The sequence below is a fragment of the Curtobacterium sp. RIT-PI-V genome (genome assembly GCF_025642935.1).
Lineage (GTDB): Bacteria > Actinomycetota > Actinomycetes > Actinomycetales > Microbacteriaceae > Curtobacterium.
In genome coordinates, this window is the sequence record NZ_JANZKM010000024.1 from 15,804 (window position 1) to 35,155 (window position 19,352).

The 19,352-nt window shown below is 72.2% G+C and carries 18 protein-coding genes, 2 tRNA genes and 1 riboswitch; of the genes, 9 read left to right on the forward strand and 11 right to left on the reverse strand.

Annotated elements, in window-relative coordinates:
* The first annotated feature begins 120 nt into the window (after nucleotides 1-120).
* The 4 genes from OGL88_RS13890 (at nucleotide 121) to OGL88_RS13905 (ending at nucleotide 4,430) form a co-directional block, all read left to right on the forward strand.
* On the forward strand, nucleotides 121-441 hold the full coding sequence (locus tag OGL88_RS13890) for a hypothetical protein (RefSeq protein ID WP_111086838.1): 321 nt from the start codon (nucleotides 121-123) through the stop codon (nucleotides 439-441).
* A gap of 99 nt (nucleotides 442-540) precedes the next feature.
* A riboswitch (TPP riboswitch) is annotated at nucleotides 541-652 on the forward strand.
* Nucleotides 648-1,286 (forward strand): ECF transporter S component, encoded by a 639-nt coding sequence (locus OGL88_RS13895; protein WP_123294023.1) that lies wholly within the window; start codon nucleotides 648-650, stop codon nucleotides 1,284-1,286. It overlaps the preceding riboswitch by 5 nt.
* A gap of 41 nt (nucleotides 1,287-1,327) precedes the next feature.
* The gene (locus tag OGL88_RS13900; protein WP_263091777.1) at nucleotides 1,328-3,769 is read left to right on the forward strand and encodes an ATP-binding cassette domain-containing protein; all 2,442 of its coding nucleotides are present in this window, start codon (nucleotides 1,328-1,330) and stop codon (nucleotides 3,767-3,769) included.
* On the forward strand, nucleotides 3,762-4,430 hold the full coding sequence (locus tag OGL88_RS13905) for an ATP-binding protein (protein ID WP_263091778.1): 669 nt from the start codon (nucleotides 3,762-3,764) through the stop codon (nucleotides 4,428-4,430). Before OGL88_RS13900 ends, OGL88_RS13905 begins: the two co-directional genes overlap by 8 nt.
* Nucleotides 4,431-4,535: 105 nt before the next feature.
* On the opposite strand, the gene OGL88_RS13910 is transcribed toward OGL88_RS13905, so the two are convergent.
* Complete coding sequence (locus OGL88_RS13910) at nucleotides 4,536-5,906, reverse strand: MFS transporter (RefSeq protein WP_263091779.1); 1,371 nt, start codon at nucleotides 5,904-5,906, stop codon at nucleotides 4,536-4,538.
* 102 nt (nucleotides 5,907-6,008) lie between these two features.
* Here OGL88_RS13910 and OGL88_RS13915 point away from each other — a divergent pair, with 102 nt between their 5' ends.
* Together OGL88_RS13915 and OGL88_RS13920 are read left to right on the forward strand one after the other, a co-directional pair.
* On the forward strand, nucleotides 6,009-7,430 hold the full coding sequence (locus OGL88_RS13915; protein ID WP_263091780.1) for an LLM class flavin-dependent oxidoreductase: 1,422 nt from the start codon (nucleotides 6,009-6,011) through the stop codon (nucleotides 7,428-7,430).
* A complete protein-coding gene (locus OGL88_RS13920) occupies nucleotides 7,427-8,692 on the forward strand; it encodes an acyl-CoA dehydrogenase family protein (protein WP_263091781.1) in 1,266 nt (421 codons plus the stop codon). The genes OGL88_RS13915 and OGL88_RS13920 overlap by 4 nt, the downstream gene beginning before the upstream one ends.
* Nucleotides 8,693-8,729: 37 nt before the next feature.
* Here OGL88_RS13920 and OGL88_RS13925 read toward each other — a convergent pair whose 3' ends face one another.
* From OGL88_RS13925 to OGL88_RS13950, 6 genes are all read right to left on the reverse strand, one after another.
* Nucleotides 8,730-10,094 carry an acyltransferase family protein gene (locus tag OGL88_RS13925; RefSeq protein WP_263091782.1) on the reverse strand — a complete coding sequence of 455 codons (1,365 nt, stop codon included), beginning with the start codon at nucleotides 10,092-10,094 and terminating at the stop codon, nucleotides 8,730-8,732.
* Nucleotides 10,095-10,172: 78 nt separating this feature from the next.
* A complete protein-coding gene (locus tag OGL88_RS13930; RefSeq protein WP_240347704.1) occupies nucleotides 10,173-10,517 on the reverse strand; it encodes a metallopeptidase family protein in 345 nt (114 codons plus the stop codon).
* Nucleotides 10,518-10,641: 124 nt separating this feature from the next.
* Nucleotides 10,642-10,717, reverse strand: a tRNA-His gene (locus OGL88_RS13935).
* Between the two features lie 75 nt (nucleotides 10,718-10,792).
* Entirely contained in the window at nucleotides 10,793-11,431 is a 639-nt protein-coding gene (gene orn / locus OGL88_RS13940) for an oligoribonuclease (RefSeq protein WP_205464185.1), read from the reverse strand.
* 744 nt (nucleotides 11,432-12,175) lie between these two features.
* Nucleotides 12,176-13,417 (reverse strand): MFS transporter, encoded by a 1,242-nt coding sequence (locus OGL88_RS13945; protein WP_263091783.1) that lies wholly within the window; start codon nucleotides 13,415-13,417, stop codon nucleotides 12,176-12,178.
* Entirely contained in the window at nucleotides 13,414-13,857 is a 444-nt protein-coding gene (locus tag OGL88_RS13950; RefSeq protein ID WP_263091784.1) for a MarR family winged helix-turn-helix transcriptional regulator, read from the reverse strand. Before OGL88_RS13950 ends, OGL88_RS13945 begins: the two co-directional genes overlap by 4 nt.
* Nucleotides 13,858-13,928: 71 nt before the next feature.
* On the opposite strand from OGL88_RS13950, the gene OGL88_RS13955 reads away from it, so the two are divergent.
* Together OGL88_RS13955 and OGL88_RS13960 are read left to right on the forward strand one after the other, a co-directional pair.
* Entirely contained in the window at nucleotides 13,929-14,219 is a 291-nt protein-coding gene (locus tag OGL88_RS13955; protein ID WP_111086801.1) for an oligoribonuclease, read from the forward strand.
* A gap of 29 nt (nucleotides 14,220-14,248) precedes the next feature.
* On the forward strand, nucleotides 14,249-14,509 hold the full coding sequence (locus OGL88_RS13960; protein ID WP_123313641.1) for a thioredoxin family protein: 261 nt from the start codon (nucleotides 14,249-14,251) through the stop codon (nucleotides 14,507-14,509).
* Here OGL88_RS13960 and OGL88_RS13965 read toward each other — a convergent pair.
* The 3 genes from OGL88_RS13965 to OGL88_RS13975 are packed head-to-tail and all read right to left on the reverse strand — an operon-like array spanning nucleotide 14,453 to nucleotide 17,690.
* Nucleotides 14,453-16,027 carry a DUF6716 putative glycosyltransferase gene (locus OGL88_RS13965; protein WP_263091785.1) on the reverse strand — a complete coding sequence of 525 codons (1,575 nt, stop codon included), beginning with the start codon at nucleotides 16,025-16,027 and terminating at the stop codon, nucleotides 14,453-14,455. The genes OGL88_RS13960 and OGL88_RS13965 overlap by 57 nt on opposite strands.
* A gap of 26 nt (nucleotides 16,028-16,053) precedes the next feature.
* Nucleotides 16,054-16,926 (reverse strand): N-acetylneuraminate synthase family protein, encoded by an 873-nt coding sequence (locus OGL88_RS13970; RefSeq protein WP_263091786.1) that lies wholly within the window; start codon nucleotides 16,924-16,926, stop codon nucleotides 16,054-16,056.
* Complete coding sequence (locus tag OGL88_RS13975; protein ID WP_263091787.1) at nucleotides 16,923-17,690, reverse strand: acylneuraminate cytidylyltransferase family protein; 768 nt, start codon at nucleotides 17,688-17,690, stop codon at nucleotides 16,923-16,925. Before OGL88_RS13975 ends, OGL88_RS13970 begins: the two co-directional genes overlap by 4 nt.
* Before the next feature lie 112 nt (nucleotides 17,691-17,802).
* Between OGL88_RS13975 and OGL88_RS13980 the strand changes: the two genes are divergently transcribed.
* Nucleotides 17,803-17,875 (forward strand) — tRNA-Arg (locus tag OGL88_RS13980).
* A 110-nt stretch (nucleotides 17,876-17,985) separates the two neighbouring features.
* Here OGL88_RS13980 and OGL88_RS13985 read toward each other — a convergent pair.
* On the reverse strand, nucleotides 17,986-19,278 hold the full coding sequence (locus tag OGL88_RS13985; RefSeq protein WP_263091788.1) for a hypothetical protein: 1,293 nt from the start codon (nucleotides 19,276-19,278) through the stop codon (nucleotides 17,986-17,988).
* Between the last annotated feature and the right edge of the window lie 74 nt (nucleotides 19,279-19,352).

The following is a 19,352-nucleotide window of genomic DNA, read 5'->3' on the forward strand; positions in this document are numbered from 1 at the left end:
CAGGTGATGGTCGCGCCAACATATCGGTGACGCCCGTCCGCGTCCGCAGACAAGCACCAGTTGTGTACCCGTGCGCGCGCGGCCCGGCCTGTGGAGGAACGGACGAGTAGCGTCGCGCGCATGGCCAACATCGTCACGCAGATCGCAGACAAGGTACGCCCGATCGGCGTCTCCACGAACTACGGAGACCCCGTCGAGGTCGGAGACCAGACCCTCATCCCGGTGTCCCTCGGCTGGTTCGGCTTCGGGGGCGGCGGGGACGACGAGAATGGCGGCGGCGGTGGCGGCGGCGCTTCGATCCCGGTCGGCGCCTACATCCGTCGCCCCGGCAAGGACCTCGAGTTCGAGCCGAACCTCATCTCGCTCGTTGCCGTCAGCATCCCGCTCGTCTGGGTGACCGGCACCGTGCTCCGGAAACTGGTGCGCGTCCTGAAGAAGTAGCGACACACCGGACGGGAGGCCCGTGGCGGACCCGCCACGGGCCTCCCGTCCGATGTGTGGTCGCGACCCGTCACGTGGTCGCGACCACGTCTAGACTGCTGGGACACACACGGGAGTCCGGGACCGCCGGGCTGAGAGGGAGCGAGTGGCGCTCCGACCGTCGAACCTGATCCGGATCATGCCGGCGCAGGGAGGAGTCCAGCACCATGTCTTCTGGCACGTCATCAACCGTCCACACCGCCCCGCGGCGATCGCTGCGCTGGCGGGTCGTCGACATCGTCGTCGCGAGCGTGCTCGCGGTTGCGCTCGGCGTCGTCTTCCGGCTGTGGGAGTTCGGATACGAACCCATCAGCGCCGTCATGGACCTCGTCCTCCCGGGAACGAAGGCCCTGTTCGGCGGAGTGTGGTTGCTCGCCGGACCGCTCGTCGCGATCGTCGTCCGCAAGCCCGGCGCTGCGCTCTACGGCGAGATGGTCGCCGCGTCCGTCGAGGCACTGTTCGGCACGCAGTGGGGGTGGCTGACGCTCGAGGCCGGACTCGTCCAGGGGCTCGGCGCCGAGATCGTCCTCGCACTCTTCCTCTACCGCGTGTACCGGCTGCCGGTCGTCGTCCTGGCGGGCGCCGCAGCCGGCCTCGCGCTCGGAATCAACGACACCGTGCTGTGGTACCCGGGTCTCGACGCCGCGTTCAAGGTCGTCTACGTCGTGTGCGCGATCGTGTCGGGTGCTGTCATCGCGGGCGCCGGCTCGTGGCTGGTCGTCCGCGCGCTCGCACGCACCGGCGTGCTGTCCTCGTTCGCGGCCGGCCGGGAACACAGCCGGCGTCGGCCGCGCGAACTGGTGTGACGGTGTCGGCTCCGTCGTCGACGTCCCCGGACGTCGTCGGCGTGCGCGCCGCGCGCATCGCTTTCCGTGACTGGGGATGGCGCTACCCAGAGCGTGCCGAGTGGGCTGTCCGGGGCGTCGACCTGACCGTCGAGCCGGGGGAGCGGGTCGCGATCGTCGGGCCGTCCGGCTCCGGCAAGTCGACACTGCTGCGGGCGGTGGCCGCCGTGCTGCCCGACGAACCCGACCCCACCGACGACACCGCAGCTTCCGTGCAGGGCTCGGTCCTGGTCGACGGTTCCGACCCCCGCGCGGTCCGCGGGCGTGTCGGCCTCGTCATGCAGGACCCTGAGGCGCACACCGTGATGTCGCGGATCGGCGACGACGTGGCCTTCGGGTGCGAGAACCTCGGCGTCCCGCGCGACGAGACCTGGGCACGGGTGCGGTCGGCGCTCACGGTCGTCGGACTCGAGCTGCCCCTCGACCGCTCGACCGCGATGCTCTCCGGCGGCCAGCGGCAACGACTGGCGCTCGCCGGGGTGCTCGCGATGCGTCCCGGAGCCCTCGTGCTCGACGAACCGTGCGCGAACCTCGACCCGGCCGGCGTGGCCCAGGTGCACGACGCCGTCGCTGCGCTGCTCGACGAGACGGGGGCGACCCTGCTCGTGGTGGAGCACCGGATCGGCACCTGGCTCGACCTGGTCGACCGGCTCGTGCTGCTCGAGCCCGGCGGCGGGGTCGTCGCGGACGGCGCGCCTGCCGAGGTGCTCGCACGCCACGGCGCCGCGCTCACTGCGGCGGGGGTGTGGGTGCCCGGCGCCGAACCCGAGCGGGGCGCCGCCCGCGGACGGCTCCGTCCGGCTGCGCGAACGGGCGGAATACCCGGGTCGGCCGCCGAGGGGACCGCGGCATTCCGCCCGCTCGGCGAATCGGCGGGCTCGGGCATCGGCGCGGGGGCCCGCGCGGGGGCGGGCATGCTGCTCGAGGCGCGGGACCTCGGGACCGGCCGGGGCAAGCGGCAGCGGGTGGGCAGCGGCATCGACCTCGGGCTCCGAGCCGGACAGGTCTTGGCGATCACGGGGCCGAACGGGATCGGCAAGTCGACGCTCGGCCTCACGCTCGCGGGGCTCCTGCCTCCGGCCGCGGGGGAGCTCGCCGCCACGACGGACCTCGCCGCCGGCCTCGACCCGGCGCCGCACACGTGGTCGAGTCGCGAACTCGCCGCCCGCATCGGCACCGTCTTCCAGGACCCCGAGCACCAGTTCGTCGCCGGCTCGGTCCGCGAGGAGGTCGAGGCCGGCCCCCGCGCGACCGGCGCTCCGGACGTCGCCGGCCGGGCGGACGCACTCCTCGGCGAGTTCGGCCTCGCCCACCTCGCCGAGGCCAACCCGTTCACGCTGTCCGGCGGCGAGCAGCGACGGCTCGCCATCGCCGCGGTCGTCGCCGCGCGGCCGCCGGTCGTCGTGCTCGACGAACCGACCTCCGGGCAGGACCGGTCCACGTGGGACGCTGTCGTCCGGCACCTCGGGGCACTCGCCGACGCCGGCACCACCGTCGTCGCCGTCACGCACGACCGCGACCTGATCCGGGCGCTCGACGCCGACGAGGTCGTACTCGGGTCGGACGGCGCCCGGCGCGTGGAGCGCGACCAGGGGGGTGCGACGGCGACCGCCCCGGAGCCGAGGCCGACGTCGACGGGCCGAGCCGCGCCTCCAGGCCGAACCGACGCGACGACCGCCACCGACCCGACCGATCACCACCGCGGCGTCCGAGCCGTCCAACCGGTGGCCTCGCTCGTCGGCGTCCTCGCGCTCGGCGTGTGCCTCGTGCTGAGCCTGGACGTCGTGTCCGCAGCCGTCGCCCTCGCGGTCGAGCTCGCGCTCCTGCCACTCCTGCGGCTGCCGGTGCGGACACTGCTGCTGCGGGTGTCACCGGTCCTGGTGGCCGTGCCGCTCACGGCGGTGAGCATCGCGCTGTACGGACGACCCTCCGGACGGGAGTGGTTCGACTTCGGCTTCGCCCACGTCACCGACGGGTCGCTGACGCTCGCCCTGGCGACGGCGCTCCGCGTGCTCGCGGTGGGGCTGCCCGCGGTCGCGTTGTTCATCCGCGTCGACCCCACCGACCTGGCCGACGGGCTCGCACAGGTGCTGCGGCTGCCGGCACGGTTCGTGCTCGGGGCCCTCGCGGCCATCCGGATGATGACGTTGCTGGTGGACGACTGGCGGCAGCTCGCGATGGCGCGGCGTGCGCGAGGTCTTGCCGACACCGGGCGGCTGCGGCGCGGGGCGTCGATGGCGTTCGCGCTGCTGGTCCTGGCGCTGCGACGGGCGACGACGTTGGCGGTGGCGATGGAGTCGCGCGGGTTCGGGGCTCCCGGGCGACGCACGTGGGCAAGGGCCGCACGGTTCGCGTGGCCGGAGTGGGCGATGGTCGCTGTGCTCGTCGGGATCGGTGTCGCGTCGATCGCGGTCGCCGTGGCAGCGGGGACCTGGCGTGCGTGAGTCGGCGGACCCGGCGGATCCGGCGGACCCGGTGCACCCGGCGGACCCGGTGCACCCGGCGGACCCGGCGGACCCGGCGGACCCGGTGCACTCGGCGGACCCGGCTGGCCCGGCGGACCCGGCTGGCCCGGCGGACGGCGAGGGCCTCGCCGCAGGCGTCGCTGCGGCCGCGGCCGGTGCTGCGGCGGCATCGGGCGGGCGCCTCGTGGTCCTCGTCGACGGCCGTTCCGGCACCGGCAAGACGACCCTCGGCGACCAGCTCGCGCAGGCGCTGGGGGCGCAGGTCGTGCACCTCGACGACGTCTACCCGGGGTGGGACGGACTCCGTGCGGCGGCCGACGCCGTGGTGCGCGACGTGCTCGGGCCTCCCAGCGGGTACCGCCGGTGGGACTGGGTGGCCGACGGCCCGGCTGAGTGGACCGCGGTCGACCCCGACCTGCCGATCGTGATCGAGGGCTGCGGGGCGGTGTCCCGGGCATCGGTGCCGCTGGCTTCGCTGGCGGTGTGGCTCGAGGCAGACGATGCGGTCCGCTGGGACCGGGCGATCGGCCGCGACGGCGACACCTTCGCGCGCGAGTGGGAACGGTGGGCGGCGCAGGAGCAGGACTTCATCGCCGCCGAGGACCCGGCGTCCCTGGCCGACGTGGTGCTGCGGACGTAGCGGGTCGGTCGCCGCGACCATCAGGCCGCCCCGAGTCTCGGGCTGGCCGCCCCGAGTCTCGGGCTGAGCGACAGTTCACGGGCTCACGAGCGAGAGAACTGTCGCTCACCGCGAGACTCGGCCCCGCGCAGCGCCCGCCCGCGCAGCGCCGCGCGCCCGCGCGACCGGATCCACCGCGAACACCGCCGCCACGACGGTCAGCACCGCGTACACCCCGAGGTACCCGCACAGGATCCACGGCGAGCCCCCACCGAGCTCCACGAACACCGCGGCGAGCAGCGGCGTCAGCCCCACCGAGAAGATCGACCCGATCTGGTACCCGAGCGACATCCCCGAGTACCGCCGTCCGGTCGGGAACTGCTCCGCGAACCAGGCTGCCTGCGGCCCGTAGATGCTGTCGTGGAAGACGCACATCCCGATCAGCGCCACGAGCGGCAGCAGCACGAGCGGCCCGGCGTCGAGGAACGCGAAGAACGGCCAGATGAGCACGGCGATCCCCACGGCCGACCAGATCGTGAGCACTCGGCGCCCCACCCGGTCGGACAGCCAGCCCCAGAACGGCGTCGACACGAGCGACACCGACGAGATGACGAGCACTGCCTGCAACCCGGCGTCCGAGCCCGACGGTCCCCGTACGGCCGCGAGGTAGGTCAGCGAGTACGTCGTCAGGATCGAGTACAGCGCGGGCTGCACCAGGCGCAGTCCGGCGGTCACCAGGATCGCGCGCGGGTGGTGCCGGATCGCCTGCCAGACCGGGAACCGTTCGACCCCGCCGGAGGCCCGCAGCTCCTGGAACACCGGCGCGTCCTGCACGCCGAGCCGGATGACCAGGCCGACCGCCACGATCACGGCGGAGAACAGGAACGGCAGCCGCCAGCCCCAGGCCAGGAACACCTCGTTGCCGAGCAGGGACCGCACCAGGGTGAACACGCCGGTCGCGAGCAGCATCCCACCCGCCGACCCCATCTGCGTGAACGCCCCGAACAGCCCGCGGTGCCGTTCGGGTGCGTGCTCGACGGACAGCAGCGCGGACCCGCCCCACTCCGCGCCGGCCGCGACGCCCTGCAGCAACCGCAAGAACACCAGCGCGACGACGGCACCGACCCCGATGGTCGCCGCCGACGGTACGACCCCGATCAGGGTCGACGCGATGCCCATCAGCACCAGGGACGCGACGAGCAGCTTCTTGCGTCCGATGCGGTCGCCCAGGTGTCCGGCGATCACCCCGCCGAGCGGCCGGGCGACGAAGCCGACCCCGTAGGTGGCGAACGACGCGATCACCCCGACCGCCGGCGTCACCGACGGGAAGAAGGTGGGCGCGAACACCAGGGCGGACGCCGTCGCGTACAGGTAGAAGTCGTAGTACTCGACGGTCGTGCCGACGAACGAGGCGAGAGCGACGCGACGGCGGGTCGCGGTGGTCGACGGTGCGGCGGAACGGCCGGGAGGCGCGGTGACGGTGCTCGGGGTCGGCATGCCTCAGGAGCATGGTCGCCTCCAGAGCCGGGGGGAACACCGCGCGTAACGGAGGGTCACGTCGCTGTCGTCAGGCGGTGCCCGCCGACCACGATGGGATGCATGAGCGATGCACCGAACCGACCGCTGCGCTTCGCGGCCTTCGTCATGAACACGACGTCGCACATCCAGCACGGCCTCTGGCGGCACCCCGACGCCCGTCAGGCGGACTTCGACGACGTCACGCTCTGGACCGACCTGGCGAAGACCCTCGAGCGCGGCCGGTTCGACGCGATGTTCTTCGCCGACGTCGTCGGGACCTACGGGCCGGGGCGCGGCGACTACTCGACCAACCTGCGCGAGGGGCTGCAGATCCCCTCGAACGATCCATCGGTGCTGCTCTCCGCGCTCGCCGTGTCGACCGAGCACCTCGGCCTGGCGTTCACGTCGAGCGTCATCCAGTCGCACCCGTTCGACTTCGCCCGCAAGGTCTCCACCCTCGACCACATCACCCGGGGCCGGATCGGCTGGAACGTCGTCACGAGCGCCCTCGACAGCGCCGCCCGGAACTTCGGCGCCGACCGGCTCGAGGAACACGACGAGCGGTACGTCTGGGCCGAGGAGTACCTCGAGGTCTGCGCGAAGCTCTGGGAGGGCTCGTGGGAGGACGGCGCCGTGCTGAAGGACCCGGTGCGTGGCTACGCCGACCCCGACAAGGTGCACCGCATCGACCACCACGGGAAGCGCTACGACGTGCAGGGGCCGCACCTGAGCGCGCCGAGCCCGCAGCGGACGCCGGTGCTGTTCCAAGCCGGCTCCTCGCCCGCCGGTCGGGCCTTCGCCGCACGGAACGCCGAGGCCCAGTTCATCCTGACCTCGAACCGCGACGCCACCGAGCAGCTCATCCGCGAGACCCGCGACCTCGCCCGGGCAGCCGGGCGTCGACGGGAGGACATCGCGTTCTTCCTCGGGCTGACCTTCGTCACCGGGTCCACCGAGGCCGAGGCGAAGGCCAAGGAAGCGGAGATCGACGAGTACCTGGCGGCCGACGGCTTCCTGGTGCACTCGAACCTCGGCTTCGACCCGGACACCGGCGAGGCCCTCGACCCGGACACCCCGCTGTCCGAGGTCCGCACCCACGCCGGGCAGTCGCACCTGCAGTGGCTCCGCGAAGCCGCCGGCGACCGCGAACCCACGATCGCCGACCTCGCACGCCTGTCCGCCAAGCTCCGTGCGCGGGTCGTCGGCACCCCGGAGCAGATCGCCGACGAACTCGCCGACTGGCAACGCGTCGGCGTCGACGGGGTGAACGTCATCAACTGGACGCTGCCTGGCTCGTACGAGGAGTTCGTCGACCACATCGCGCCCACCCTGCAGGAGCGTGGGCTGATGCAGTCCGAGTACCGCGAGGGAACCCTGCGCGAGAAGCTCTTCGGGCACGCGCAGCTGCCGGACTCGCACCCCGCCCGGCAGTGGCGCGGCGCGTTCTCCGGCGGCGCGAGCGGTGTGGCGGACGCGGCACGTGCCGTGGAGGTGACTGCATGACGGACGCGACGACGAGCGACGGACGGGTGACGGGCCTCCCGGCCGATCGTCTGGCGACCCTGCGCGAACGCTTCGCACCCGTGTTCGCGACCATCCGCGAGGGCGCGGTCGAGCGCGAGCTCGCCTCCGGCACCCCCGGCGACCGGCCGTTGCCGCACGCCGAGGTCCGTGCACTCGCCGACGCCGGGTTCGGGCGGCTGCGCGTGCCGGAGGACCGCGGCGGGTTCGGCGTGAGCCTGGTCGAACTCGTGCACCTGGTGGCGGACCTGGCGGCCGCGGACTCGAACGTCGCGCATCTGTGGCGCGGTCACTTCGGGTACACCGAACTCGTGCTGCTCCGGCCATCGTCGGCCGGACGGGACGAGTGGCTCCAACGCATCGTCGACGGGGCGATCGTGGGGAACGCGACCTCGGAGCGGACCGGCACGACCCTGGCCGACATCTCGACGACGGTGACGCCGGCTGGCGATTCCCTCCGTCTCGACGGGCGGAAGTTCTACTCGACCGGCACGCTCTACGCCGACTGGATCTACCTGGCGGCGGACCGCTCGGGGGACCGCGTGACGTTCGCCGTGCCGGTGGACGCGCCGGGCGTGACGAGCGTCGACGACTGGGACGGGTTCGGGCAGCGGCTGACCGCCTCCGGCACCACGGTCTTCGAGGGTGTGCCGGTCGACCCCGCCGTGGTGTCGGCGTACAAGGACGCACCGCTGTCGCACATCCAGGCCTTCTTCCAGCTGTACCTGCTGGCCGTCCTGACCGGCATCGGACAGGCGGTGTCCGACGATGCGGTCGCCTTCGTGCGGCCGCGGACCCGGACGTACATCCACGCGAACGCCGCCACTCCGGGGGAGGACCCGCAGGTCCTGGCGGTCCTCGGGCGGTTGTCCGCCGGGGCGTTCACCGCACGGTCGCTCGTCGTCGCTGCCGCGGGGCTGCTCGACGCGGTGGTGGCGACGAACGAGCCGGGCGTCGGGGTCGACCACGCACTGCTCGATGCCGCCGAGAACGCCGTGTACCAGGCGCAGGTCGAGATCGGGCCGCGCGTACTTCGGTCGGCGTCCGAACTGTTCGAGGTCGGGGGAGCCTCGGCGGCCGACCGCACCCGGGCGCTCGACCGGCACTGGCGGAACGCCCGCGTGGTGGCGTCGCACAACCCGGCCGTCTACAAGGAGCGGCTCGTGGGGGAGTACGCGCTGCACGGGCGGGGGCCGGTGGAGGCGTGGGAGAAGTACCACGAGGTGGGACCGACGCGGTTCTGACGGGCACTGTGCAGCGTCCGATACCGGAGCTCGTGTGTCAGTCGCGCGTGCCGCTCGGTGGTCCCGCCGGTCGGCTTGGACGCGCCGCGTCGCCGGCTCCGCGCTTGCCCGACATCGTGTGGGTCCCGGGCGCCCCAGGCCCCCCAGACGCCGCAGGCCCCGCAGGCGCGTCGGGTCGTCGGTGTCGTGCGCCGCGCGGTCGGTCCGTCCCGCGGAGGAGCTCCGCCCTGCGAGGTTGCTCCGTCTCGCGGAGCTGTTCTGTCTCGCGCTGCGAGGGCAGCGGACGCGCATCGAACCGCTGGCAGTCACGCGTCGAGCTGGACGCGGGGAGGCCCGCCGGTGCCACGTCGGAGCGACGTCGCAATGGCGCCGCGAGCCGCATGGCCGGCCGTTCGACGAGCAACCAGCTCGCGATCGCGAACGGGATCGACCCGAGGATCGTGACGCCGGCGATCACCCAGGGCTCCGCGGTCGGTCTCACCAGGACGTGAGCGATCATCTGACCCACGGGCCAGCCGTACAGGTACACGCCGTACGAGACGTCGTGCCGCGCGGTGAGCCGGTCGCCACGCAGCCACGCCCCGGCGAGCACGCAGAGGACGGCGAGCGGAACGGGCGCCACCAGGACCGTGAACCCGGTCCCGGCACCCGCCACGAGCACCAGTGCCATCGCGCCGGCGAACCACGCTCGTGCCGGGAGTCGATCCGCGACGAGGAACACGAACGCGCCACCGAAGAAGAACGCCGTCGGTCGGAAGGCGACGCCCAGCGCTGTCGGAACCGAGATCACGTCAGCCGCGAGCGCGAGCGCGGCGCCGCCTGACAGGGCCATCCCCAGGAGCACTCCGCCGATGAGGAGCGATCGCCGCCGCAGCACCGCCACGAGGACACCGATGACGAGGTAGCACGCGAACTCGTACCCGAGCGTCCAGAAGGATCCGTTCCACACCCCGGGCAAGGGGACGTCCTCGATCGTCCCGGGGATGTCGTCCTGCATGATCTTGAGGAAGAGGTTGCGGAGCACGAACGAGACGCTCGCCCAGACACTCCACGACGCCTCGCCGAACGCGAGCACCGCGACCGGGGCGAAGCCGAACGCGATGACGAGCGTCACGGTGATGTAGGCGGGGTAGATGCGGAGGAACCTGCGGAGGACGAAGTCCGTCAACGCGGTCCGCATCCGGCTGCGCGTGATCAGGAATCCCGAGATGGCGAAGAACGCTCCCACCGCCCAGTCGCCGATCGAGAGACCGCCGGCCGACGGTTCCCCGCTCCAACCGCCCATCGGCCAAGCGTGGGCGAGGATCACCGCCGACGCCAGGACGAGACGGATTGCGTTCAGGGCGTTCCGGCGGGGATCGAAGGCGGCTGCGAGCGACCGCGGCGAAGTTCTCGTTGGCATGGTCCTGCGAGCATGGCGTATTTTCGCTGCCGTCACTAAACATGTTGGATTCTGGTGAGAAACGGTTCCCGGAGCGCGTCACGCCCAGCCGAGCTCGTGCAGCCGCTCGTCGTCGATGCCGTAGAAGTGCCCGATCTCGTGGACGAGGGTGGTGTGCACCTCGTCCTTCAGCTCCTCGACGGTGTCGCACTCGGCCAAGTGCTGCTTGCGGAACACCACGATGCGGTCGGGTAGTTCACCGAAGCCGTACTGCCCGCGCTCGGTCGCCGCGATGCCGTCGTACACGCCGAAGAGCTCGTCGCCGTTCTCTGGTTCGTCCTCGACGACGAACACCACGTTGTCGAGCCCGTCGACCATCTCGTCGGGGAGCAGGTCGAGTTCGTCGGTCACGAGCTGCTCGAAGTCGTCGGCGGACATCTCCATCACGCAGGGATCGTCCCACACCGCGCTGACCACTCGCGGCGAAGCCGCACGGCACCGGAGGCGCCCGGACGAACACTGAGGGAGAGCCCCGGTTGCGTCACACGCAACAGGACTCTCCCTCGACTGGGGTGAATAACGGGTCTCGAACCCGCGACCTCCTAGACCACAACCAGGCGCTCTACCAACTGAGCTATATCCACCATGCACACACCGGCGGACCGGCGCGACCACTCAATAGTAGTACATGCTGCGGGCGGTGCTGACCACCCGTGTCGTCACTCGGCCGCAGGCTGGGCCAGGCGCGGTTCCCACTTCTCGACGACCTCGGCCTGGACGGCGCGGACGTCGTCGGTGGTCGGCCCGGGCTCGGCGACGAAGCCGGCGCGACGGTAGTACTCGAGCTCACGGATCGACTCGAGGATGTCCGCGAGCGCGCGGTGCCCGCCGTGCTTCTCCGGCGAGTTGAAGTACACGCGTGGGAACCAGCGGCGGCAGAGCTCCTTGATGCTCGACACGTCGACGCTGCGGTAGTGCAGGTGACCGTCGACGCGGGGCATGTACTTGGACAGGAACGCCCGGTCGGTGCCGATCGTGTTGCCGGCCAGGGGAGCGGTGCCCTCGGCGGGCACGTGCTCGAGGATGTACTCGAGCACCTGGTACTCGGCGTCCGCCAGGCTGACGCCGTTCGGGATCTCCTCGATGAGCCCCGACGTGACGTGCATGTTCGTCACGAACTCGTTCATGTTGTCGAGCGCGGACTGGTCCGGCTTGATCACGATGTCGAATCCGGGGTGCACGGGCTCGAGGTCGAAGTCGGTGATGACCACGGCCACCTCGACGAGTTCGTCGACCTCGAGGTCGAGGCCGGTCATCTCGCAGTCGATCCAGACGAGGCGGTCATTCGCGGTTGCCATGTGCACGATCCTATTCCCGGCCTGCGCGCGCGCCGTGCGCGGGTGGTGCGCGGCCGGTGTGGGGCTCGCGTCCGCGGCTGGTGCGCGGTCGCGTCCCCCGAACCCGCGAGCGGGCGAAATGCCCGGGTCGCGTCGCGAAGCACACGGGTGTTTCGCCCGCTCGCGGGCGGCGGGGCCGGAGGCGCGTTGGGCGGTGGTGGTGACGGCACGGAGGCCCGGTGCCGGTCCGCGGGGCGGGTGCCGGGCCTCCAGGCTGGTCGCGTCCACTGCGCCCACCACGCGAGCGGGCGGAATGCCGCGGTCGCGGGGCGGGGTGACCCGGGCATTTCGCCCGCTCGGCGAGACGGTCGGGGGGAGCCGCGCTCTGGCCGCCCCGCGCCAGCGCGAGCGGGCGGAATGCCGCGGCCCGGCGGCGGGGTGACGCGGGTGTTTCGCCCGCTCGGCGAGCGGGCCGGCCGGGGGATGAGGCGGACGCACGCCGCGTGGTGACGGTGACCGCCTGGAGGCCCGGTGGCGGTCAGCCGGGCGGGCGCCGCGCCTCCAGACTGGTCGCGCCCAGTGCGCAGAGCGCGAGCGGGCGAAACACCCGGGCCGCGTCGGGAGGCACCCGGGTGTTTCGCCCGCTCGCGGAGACGGAGACGAACGCGGAGACGGAGACGAACGCGGAGACGGAGACGAACGCGGAGACGGAGACGGACGCGGAGACGGAGACGGACGCGGAGACGGAAGCGGCGAGCGGGGGAGCTAGGACATCTCGCCGGCGCCGATCGCCTCGGCCTCGACGCGCTCCGGCTCGGCACCGTCGTCCACGCGGCGCAGGACGTTCGTGGTGCAGAGGATGACGACGAACGCGACGGCGACGGACGCTCCGGCGAAGACGTACGCGGCTGAGGGGGCGTACGCGTCGGCGAGCAGGGTCGCGACGGGCGGGGCGATGGCGCCGCCGATGAAGCGGACGGCCGAGTAGGCGCTCGAGGCGACCGAGCGGGGCAGGTCCGTGGCCTCCATCACGCACTCGGTGAGGACCGTGTTCAGGACGCCGAGGACCAGACCACCGACGATGACGCAGATGATGAGGCCGACCTGCGAGTCCACGACGACGGCCGCGGCGAAGAGGTCGAGTGCCAGCAGGGGCAGCGCGATCTTCAACACGGTCGTCCTGCGGAGACGGGCGGTGAGCATCGGGGCGACCCAGACGGAGGTGATCGCGAGACCGAGCCCCCAGCCGAAGAACGTGAAGCCGATGCCGAGTGCACCGAACCCGAGTGGGAAGGGCGTGTAGGCGAGCAGGACGAAGAAGCCGATGTTGTAGAACAGCGCGGTCGCGGCGAGTGCGGCGAGCGCGGGACGGCCGAGGGCACGGAACGGTGCCGAGAGCCTGGTGGGCGTGGGCTTCTCGAGGCTGCCGGTCTTGAGCAGCGCCACGATGGCGATGAACGCGACGGCCATCAGCGTGGTGACACCGAAGAACGGGCCGCGCCAGCTCACCGACCCGAGCAGGCCGCCGACGAGCGGGCCGACGGCGATGCCGAGACCGAGTGCTGCCTCGTACAGGATGATCGCCGAGGCGGTCCCACCCGACGCTGCACCGACGATGGTCGCCAGGGCGGTGGAGATGAAGAGCGCGTTGCCGAGGCCCCAACCCGCGCGGAAGTCGATGATGCTCCACACGCTGTTCGACGTCGCGGCGAGGACCGAGAACACGACGATGAGCGCCAGGCCGATGAGCAGGGTGCGCTTCGCGCCGATGCGGCTCGAGACCCAGCTCGTGAAGAACATCGCCACACCGGTGACGGCGAGGTAGCTCGTGAAGAGCAGTTCGGTCTGCGCCGGGGTCGCCTTGAGTGATGCGGCGATCGCGGGGAGGATCGGGTCGACGAGGCCGATGCCCATGAAGGCGACGACGCAGGCGAAGGCGATCGCCCAGACCGCTGAAGACTGCTTGAGGATGGAGCCGGACTGGCCGGCAGGTGCGTGGGCGTTCACGCGGTGGTCTCCGTTCTGGTGGGTGCTGTGCGCTGAGCGATCAGGACGGACGCGTGGTGCAGCACATCCCAGTCGTCGTCGGTGAGGTCGGCGAACAACGGGCCGACCGTTTCGGTGAGCGTGGCGCGCCAGGCGGTGAGTCGGGCGCGGCCTGCGTCGGTGATCTCGATGAGCTGGCCGCGGGAGTCGTCGGGGTCGACGCTCCGTGTGACCAGACCGTCGGCGAGCATGCCGGTCACGAGTCGGGTCATCGTGGGCTGCGCGACGCGCGAGGCCGCCGCGAGTTCACCGAGCCGGAGCGGCTCGTCGGACTCGAGGATGCCGAGCGTGCGCCAGACCGCGGCCGACGTGGTGTTGCCCGTCGACTGCACGGCGCTGCGGATCAGGCGGTTGACGGAGACGAGGAGCGTCTCGACCGTCTGCGCTCGCGTTGTTTCCATAGCTGAACTATATAGCGATGCTATGCGTCGCGCAACAGACCGCATCAGGGGCCGCCTGGTAGAAGGGATGCATGAGCGACATCACCATCCACGAAGGCGACGAGTACACCGCGATCTTCCACGGCGGACCCTTCGACGGCACGACCGACACCCGCACCGCGACGAGCGACGCGCTGGACGACGAGGTCACGGTGTTCGCCGACGTCGAGGGCCTGCAGACGGCCTTCACCTACCGCGCCACCAAGTCCCGTCAGGTCCTCGACCAGACTTCGGTCGAGTTCACCTACGAGCCGGGGGAGTCCGACCCGGTGGATGACCTGGCCGACCGCGGCGACCGCAGCGGCGAGTTCGACCGGGAGTAGAACCCCGCGCCGCCGCGTTGCACGGTCACATGCAGCTCGACCTCTGGACGTCCGCCTTCTGTGCGCCGTGCGCCGCCGCCCGCCGGGTGTCGGCTGAGGCGTCGGCGCTCGTGCCCGGGCTCGCCGTGACCGAGCGTGACGTGGCGTCGTACCCCGACGACGCAGAGGACCTCGGCATCCGTTCCACGCCCACGATCATCGTGCGGCGGGAGGACGGCGCCGAGGTCTTCCGTTCACCCGGGGTCCCCACCCGCGACCAGCTCCTGCTGGCGATCGCCAAGGCCCTCTGACCCGCCGCCCGCCGCGCTGCTGGCGCCCGCCGCGCTGCCGGCACCCGCGCTTGCCGCGCGCTGCGACGTCGGCGCCGCCACCACGACCGGCTCCGGCGGGTCGACCAGCGCCCTGGCCTTCCGAGCCAGTCGCTTCGTCGTCCGGATCGGCGCCCCGATCACGAGCGCGAGCCAGCCCAGCGCGGAGCGGTCCGCGCCGCCGAGTGCGTTCTTCCGCTCCCAGGCCCGGCGCAGCACACCGCCTCGGCTGCGGCGTGCGGGTTCCCGGTCGACGAGCGTCCCGGCGTCCCGTTGCACCATGAGCTCCGTGAGTCGACGCTGCCAGTCGTCGTCCGAGGCTGGGTGGAAGTAGTTGTCCTGCATCCAGCTCGGTCGGACCGTCCCGAACCGGCCGTCCACCAGGTCGACCGAATCGCCCTCGAGGCCGCTCGACACGAACACCTCGTTGATGAGGTGGCGGCCGATGCCGAAGTCGGTCAGGGTCAGCGCGGGCACACCACGTGCGGCGGCTTCGAGCACCGCCGTCGAGCTGATCGTCACGAGGGCCACTGCACGGTCGAGGTGTTCGGCCATCGGCCCGCTCTCGACCACGAGGTTCGCCGGTGCGTCGGCCGGGACGAGGTCGGGGTAGGGATGTTCCTCGCGGTGCGTCTGGTGTTCGCCGGCGGCCGCGCGGGTCTTGATCACGACGCGCCACTCCGGGTGCTGCCGTGCGGTGGCGACGAGCCACTGCACGACGAGGGCCCGGTCGACGCGCTCCAGTGGGACGCTCGGCTGAGCGGCGAAGACGACGGCGTCGCGGACGGGCGCACCGGTCGCTCCGGGGGCGCCCGTGCTGACGCTGGCGGTCGCGCCCGCGCCCGCGCTGGCGCTGGCGCTGGCGCTCGCGCTCCGGGCGAAGGGCAGCGTGGCGAGCGCGAAGTGCGGCTCGACACCACCCTCGGTTGCCATCTCCTCGTACGCCCGCACCTCGCGGTGGCTGTGCAGCACGAACAGGTCCGCACGCGCGCGGAAGAAGATGCCCTTCCACTTCGCCGGGAACGAGATGCCCGGCAGGCCGGACACCAGCACCGGCCGGTCCGGGATCCGGCGGTGCACCTCGTCGATGACGAGTTCGGCGACCGGGCCGATCAGGGACACGAGGACAGCGTCGGGCGGATCGACGCGCAGCTCCTCGACGACGGCATCGACGTCCTGCGGCGCAGGCGGAGCCGTCCGCAGGTGTGCGAGCCTCGCGTCGAGCCCGCGGAACGCCGAGCGCAGCTGCTTCGCGCTGGCCGAGCGCGGCGTCGCGACGGTCCGCAGGTCGAGGTCCCAGCCGGCCGGTGCCGCCGCGAGCAGGTGGGCACCCCACTTGGCGAACGAGTCGGTGTCGACCAGGGCGACCACCCGTCGGCCGCGGGGTGACGGGCCGGACGGGAGGCGCGCCTCCCGTCCGACGGTCGACGCACCCCCGTCAGCCGGCACGTCCAGGGCACCGGTCTCGTCGACCGGGCCGCTCACGCGGTCTCCGCTCACGCGGTCTCTGCTCACGTGGTCTCCGCTCACGCGCCGACGCGGCGCAGCTTGGCGAGCGGTGCCCGCTCGCCGGGGAAGATGCGCTTCACCCCGTCACCGAGCGCGGTCTCGATGATCCGGATGTCCCGCGCCAGGGTCTTCAGGCCGTGCGGCTCGAGCGAGGCCGCGTGGTCCGAGCCCCACATCGTGCGGTCGAGGGTGATGTGCCGTTCGACGGCGGTCGCGCCGAGGGCGACGGCGGCGATCGAGATCTGCAGCCCCGGCTCGTGACCGGAGTACCCGACCGGCACGCCCGAGTAGCGGTGCGCGAGGGTGTCGATCATGCGCAGGTTCGCCTCCTCGGCGGGGAGCGGGTACGTCGACGTCGCGTGCATGAGCACGAGGTGGTCGGTCCCGAGGGCGTCGACTGCCGCGTCGATCTGCTCGAGCGTCGACATGCCCGTCGACAGGATGACGGGCTTGCCGGTCGCGGCGACGGCGGCGAGCATCCCCAGGTCGGTCACCGACGCCGAGGCGATCTTGTACGCGACGACGTTGAGGTCCTCGAGGAAGTCCACGGACGGCTCGTCCCAGGGGGAGGCGAACCAGTCGAGGCCGCGGAGCGTGGCGTGGTCGCCGATCTCGATGTACTGGTCGCGGTCGAACTCGACGCGGTAGCGGTACTCCAGGTAGGTCATCTCGCCCCACGGGGTGCTGCGGGGCGTGTTCTTCATGTGCTCGGGCGTGGAGATGGCCGGGGTGCGCTTCTGGAACTTGACGGCCTGCAGTCCGGCGTCGGCGGCGACGTCGATGAGCTGCTTGGCGATGTCGACGTCACCGTTGTGGTTGAGGCCGATCTCGCCGATGAGGTACGCGGGGTGGCCCGCGCCGATCGTGGACGTACCGATGGTGACGGTCATGGTGCTCCGTTCAGTGCGGGGGCTGCCCGCGTCGGGGATGGGTCGTGGTCCGTGATCTGGGGAGCGACGGCTTCAGCCGTGGCGTCGGCTGTGGCTTCGGCCGCGATCAGGTCGGTCTCGTCGTCGATGTCGATCGCGCCGGCGGGGTCGACGGCGATGAGTTCGACGCGGCCGTGGAAGCGGTGCCGGTGCCGCCGGAAGCCGTCGGTCCGCATGACGTACGAGGCGCCGGTCTCGCGGTACTCGGCCGCGCGGTCCTGACGACGTGGACGGATGGCCGCGTCGTGGTTCACGGCGACGGCGGAACCGTCCGCGGCGACGCGCCACAGGAACGCGTGCGACGGCGCCGCGGCGAACACGACGTCGGCGTGCCCCTCCGAGACGCGCCGGATCGCCGTGTCGAGGTCGTCCGGGTCGATGAACGGCGAGGTCGCCTGCAGGAACACCAGGACCTCGGGCAGCGCATCGCCGGCGGCCTCGAGTTCGTCGAGCACGTGGAGCAGCGCGGACTCCGACGACGCCTGGTCGCCCGCGAGGTCGGCCGGCCGTCGGACCACGTCGGCCCCGGCGGCGCGGGCCTCGGCGGCGATGGCGTCACCGTCGGTCGTGACGACCACGGCGTCGATCAGTGCCGCGCTGCGTGCCGACTCCACGGCCCGACGGACGAGCGACCGGCCTCCGACCGTCCGGAGGTTCTTGCCCGGGATGCCCTTCGAGCCGGCGCGCGCGGGGACGACGGCGAGGACGGTGGCAGAGGAGTGCATCTCCCGGACGGTACGAAGCGCGGGTGTCCCGGAGGCGAACTGCGGGCAGACGACGGCCGAACCGTTCCGGAACCGCTCGACCGGCGGGTCCCGGTTAGAATCGACGTCGCTCGCCTCCGTAGCTCAGTGGATAGAGCAGGTGGTTTCTACCCACCGTGCCGCGGGTTCGATTCCTGCCGGGGGCACGACGCGAACGGGCCGCCATCCGATCGGATGGCGGCCCGTTGCTCGTTCGTGGCGGAGTCGGACGCTGCGTGCTGGGCGCTGCGTGCCGCGTGCTGGGTGTCCGTGCCCGCTACTCGTCGTCGTCGGCGGCGCGGCGGCGGAGTTCGGCGGCGCTGATCGGCTGCGTGTGCGGCGCCTCGGACGTCTCGCTCGCGTCGGTGGGCTCCGCCGGCGCCTGGGTGATGCGGGTCGGGATCGACGTCGTGTTCGTCGTGCCCGGGGTCTCGACCTTCTGAGCCGGAGCGGACGCCGGCCTCGTCGGTGCGCCCCCGGTCGTCGGCACGTCGTTGGCGGGCGTCCGGTTGACGTGGGCGTCAGCGGAGGTGGGTGCCGGCGTCGCGACGGTGGACGGTGCAGGACGGTCGGTGCCGCGGGCCGGGGTCACCCGGTCGGTGTCACCGAAGGCCTTGGTGACGGCGTCGTCGTCCACCACCTCGTTGTCGTCGGTGCCGCGGCTCGGGGTCGAGCGTGCGGGCGACGTGGGCGTTCCGAGTGCCGGGCGCACGGGGGGTGCGGCGTCGTCACCGTAGACGCGGGTGGTGTTCTCGCCGTAGGAGCGGGTGGCGTTGGCGTCGGACCCACCGCGGTTCACCGAGAACCCGGGTCCTGCGGCGGTGGCGGACGCCGACCCGGCTGCGGCAGCGGGGGCGCCACCGGCGGGGGCCGACGCGCCGTCGGCCGGGGCCGACGGCGCGGAGGCGGGCGTGCCTCCCGGACGCTGTGCCGGACGCAGGGAGGTCGTCGTCGGCGTCGGGCGCTCGACGGGAGCGGCCTGGGCGGACGCCGCCGGGGTCTGCGGGCGGGCGGTGCTGTTCTGGTCGGCGTTCCAGTCCTGCTGGCGCTTGATCAGGTCGGCATCCGGGTCGGGGGACTCGAACTTCCAGCGCTCGAGGTCGGCCTTGAAGAGCTTGCGTGCGCGACCCGGACGGGCCTGCCACTCGAGCAGGCGGTCGCGGAACTCCGCGAGCGACTGGTCGGCCTGGAAGCTGAAGGTCGACGAGTTCTTCTTGATGTCGGCGATCTCGTGCTGTGCCCAGTTGGCGGCGAGGGGCGCGCCCGGCACGGGGAGCAGCCGGAGCCGGATGTCGGCATCCTCTGCCAGGTGGTCCGCGTAGCTGCGTTCGTCGTGCCCGAGTGAGCCCCAGGCAGCGGCCTTGCGCGCCGCGGAGATGATCGCCGCGACGGCGGCGTTCTTCGACTCGCGCTCCTGCAGGGCGACGACTCGTTTGGTCGCACCCCGTCCGATGAGCGCCGCGATCACGCCGGCGACGACGATGGCGACGAAGGGGATCACGGCACCCGAGATCACCCGCCACCCGTCGTCGGACGAAGTCCAGTCGGTCAGGTCGTTCCACCAGTCCATGCGCGCACCATACTCACGAAACGGTCAGGCCCCGGGGAGGACGAACGGCGTTCCGCGCATCCGACCCGAGATGA

What these genes read in the sequence shown, in the direction of transcription:
- OGL88_RS13890 (WP_111086838.1), top strand. Translation starts at nt 121, where the DNA reads ATGGCCAACATCGTCACGCAGATCGCAGACAAGGTACGCCCGATCGGC.
- OGL88_RS13895 (WP_123294023.1), top strand. Translation starts at nt 648, where the DNA reads ATGTCTTCTGGCACGTCATCAACCGTCCACACCGCCCCGCGGCGATCG.
- OGL88_RS13910 (WP_263091779.1), bottom strand. Translation starts at nt 5,906, where the DNA reads ATGCCGACCCCGAGCACCGTCACCGCGCCTCCCGGCCGTTCCGCCGCA.
- OGL88_RS13915 (WP_263091780.1), top strand. Translation starts at nt 6,009, where the DNA reads ATGAGCGATGCACCGAACCGACCGCTGCGCTTCGCGGCCTTCGTCATG.
- OGL88_RS13920 (WP_263091781.1), top strand. Translation starts at nt 7,427, where the DNA reads ATGACGGACGCGACGACGAGCGACGGACGGGTGACGGGCCTCCCGGCC.
- OGL88_RS13925 (WP_263091782.1), bottom strand. Translation starts at nt 10,094, where the DNA reads ATGCCAACGAGAACTTCGCCGCGGTCGCTCGCAGCCGCCTTCGATCCC.
- OGL88_RS13930 (WP_240347704.1), bottom strand. Translation starts at nt 10,517, where the DNA reads ATGGAGATGTCCGCCGACGACTTCGAGCAGCTCGTGACCGACGAACTC.
- orn (WP_205464185.1), bottom strand. Translation starts at nt 11,431, where the DNA reads ATGGCAACCGCGAATGACCGCCTCGTCTGGATCGACTGCGAGATGACC.
- OGL88_RS13950 (WP_263091784.1), bottom strand. Translation starts at nt 13,857, where the DNA reads ATGGAAACAACGCGAGCGCAGACGGTCGAGACGCTCCTCGTCTCCGTC.
- OGL88_RS13955 (WP_111086801.1), top strand. Translation starts at nt 13,929, where the DNA reads ATGAGCGACATCACCATCCACGAAGGCGACGAGTACACCGCGATCTTC.
- OGL88_RS13960 (WP_123313641.1), top strand. Translation starts at nt 14,249, where the DNA reads ATGCAGCTCGACCTCTGGACGTCCGCCTTCTGTGCGCCGTGCGCCGCC.
- OGL88_RS13970 (WP_263091786.1), bottom strand. Translation starts at nt 16,926, where the DNA reads ATGACCGTCACCATCGGTACGTCCACGATCGGCGCGGGCCACCCCGCG.
- OGL88_RS13975 (WP_263091787.1), bottom strand. Translation starts at nt 17,690, where the DNA reads ATGCACTCCTCTGCCACCGTCCTCGCCGTCGTCCCCGCGCGCGCCGGC.
- OGL88_RS13985 (WP_263091788.1), bottom strand. Translation starts at nt 19,278, where the DNA reads ATGGACTGGTGGAACGACCTGACCGACTGGACTTCGTCCGACGACGGG.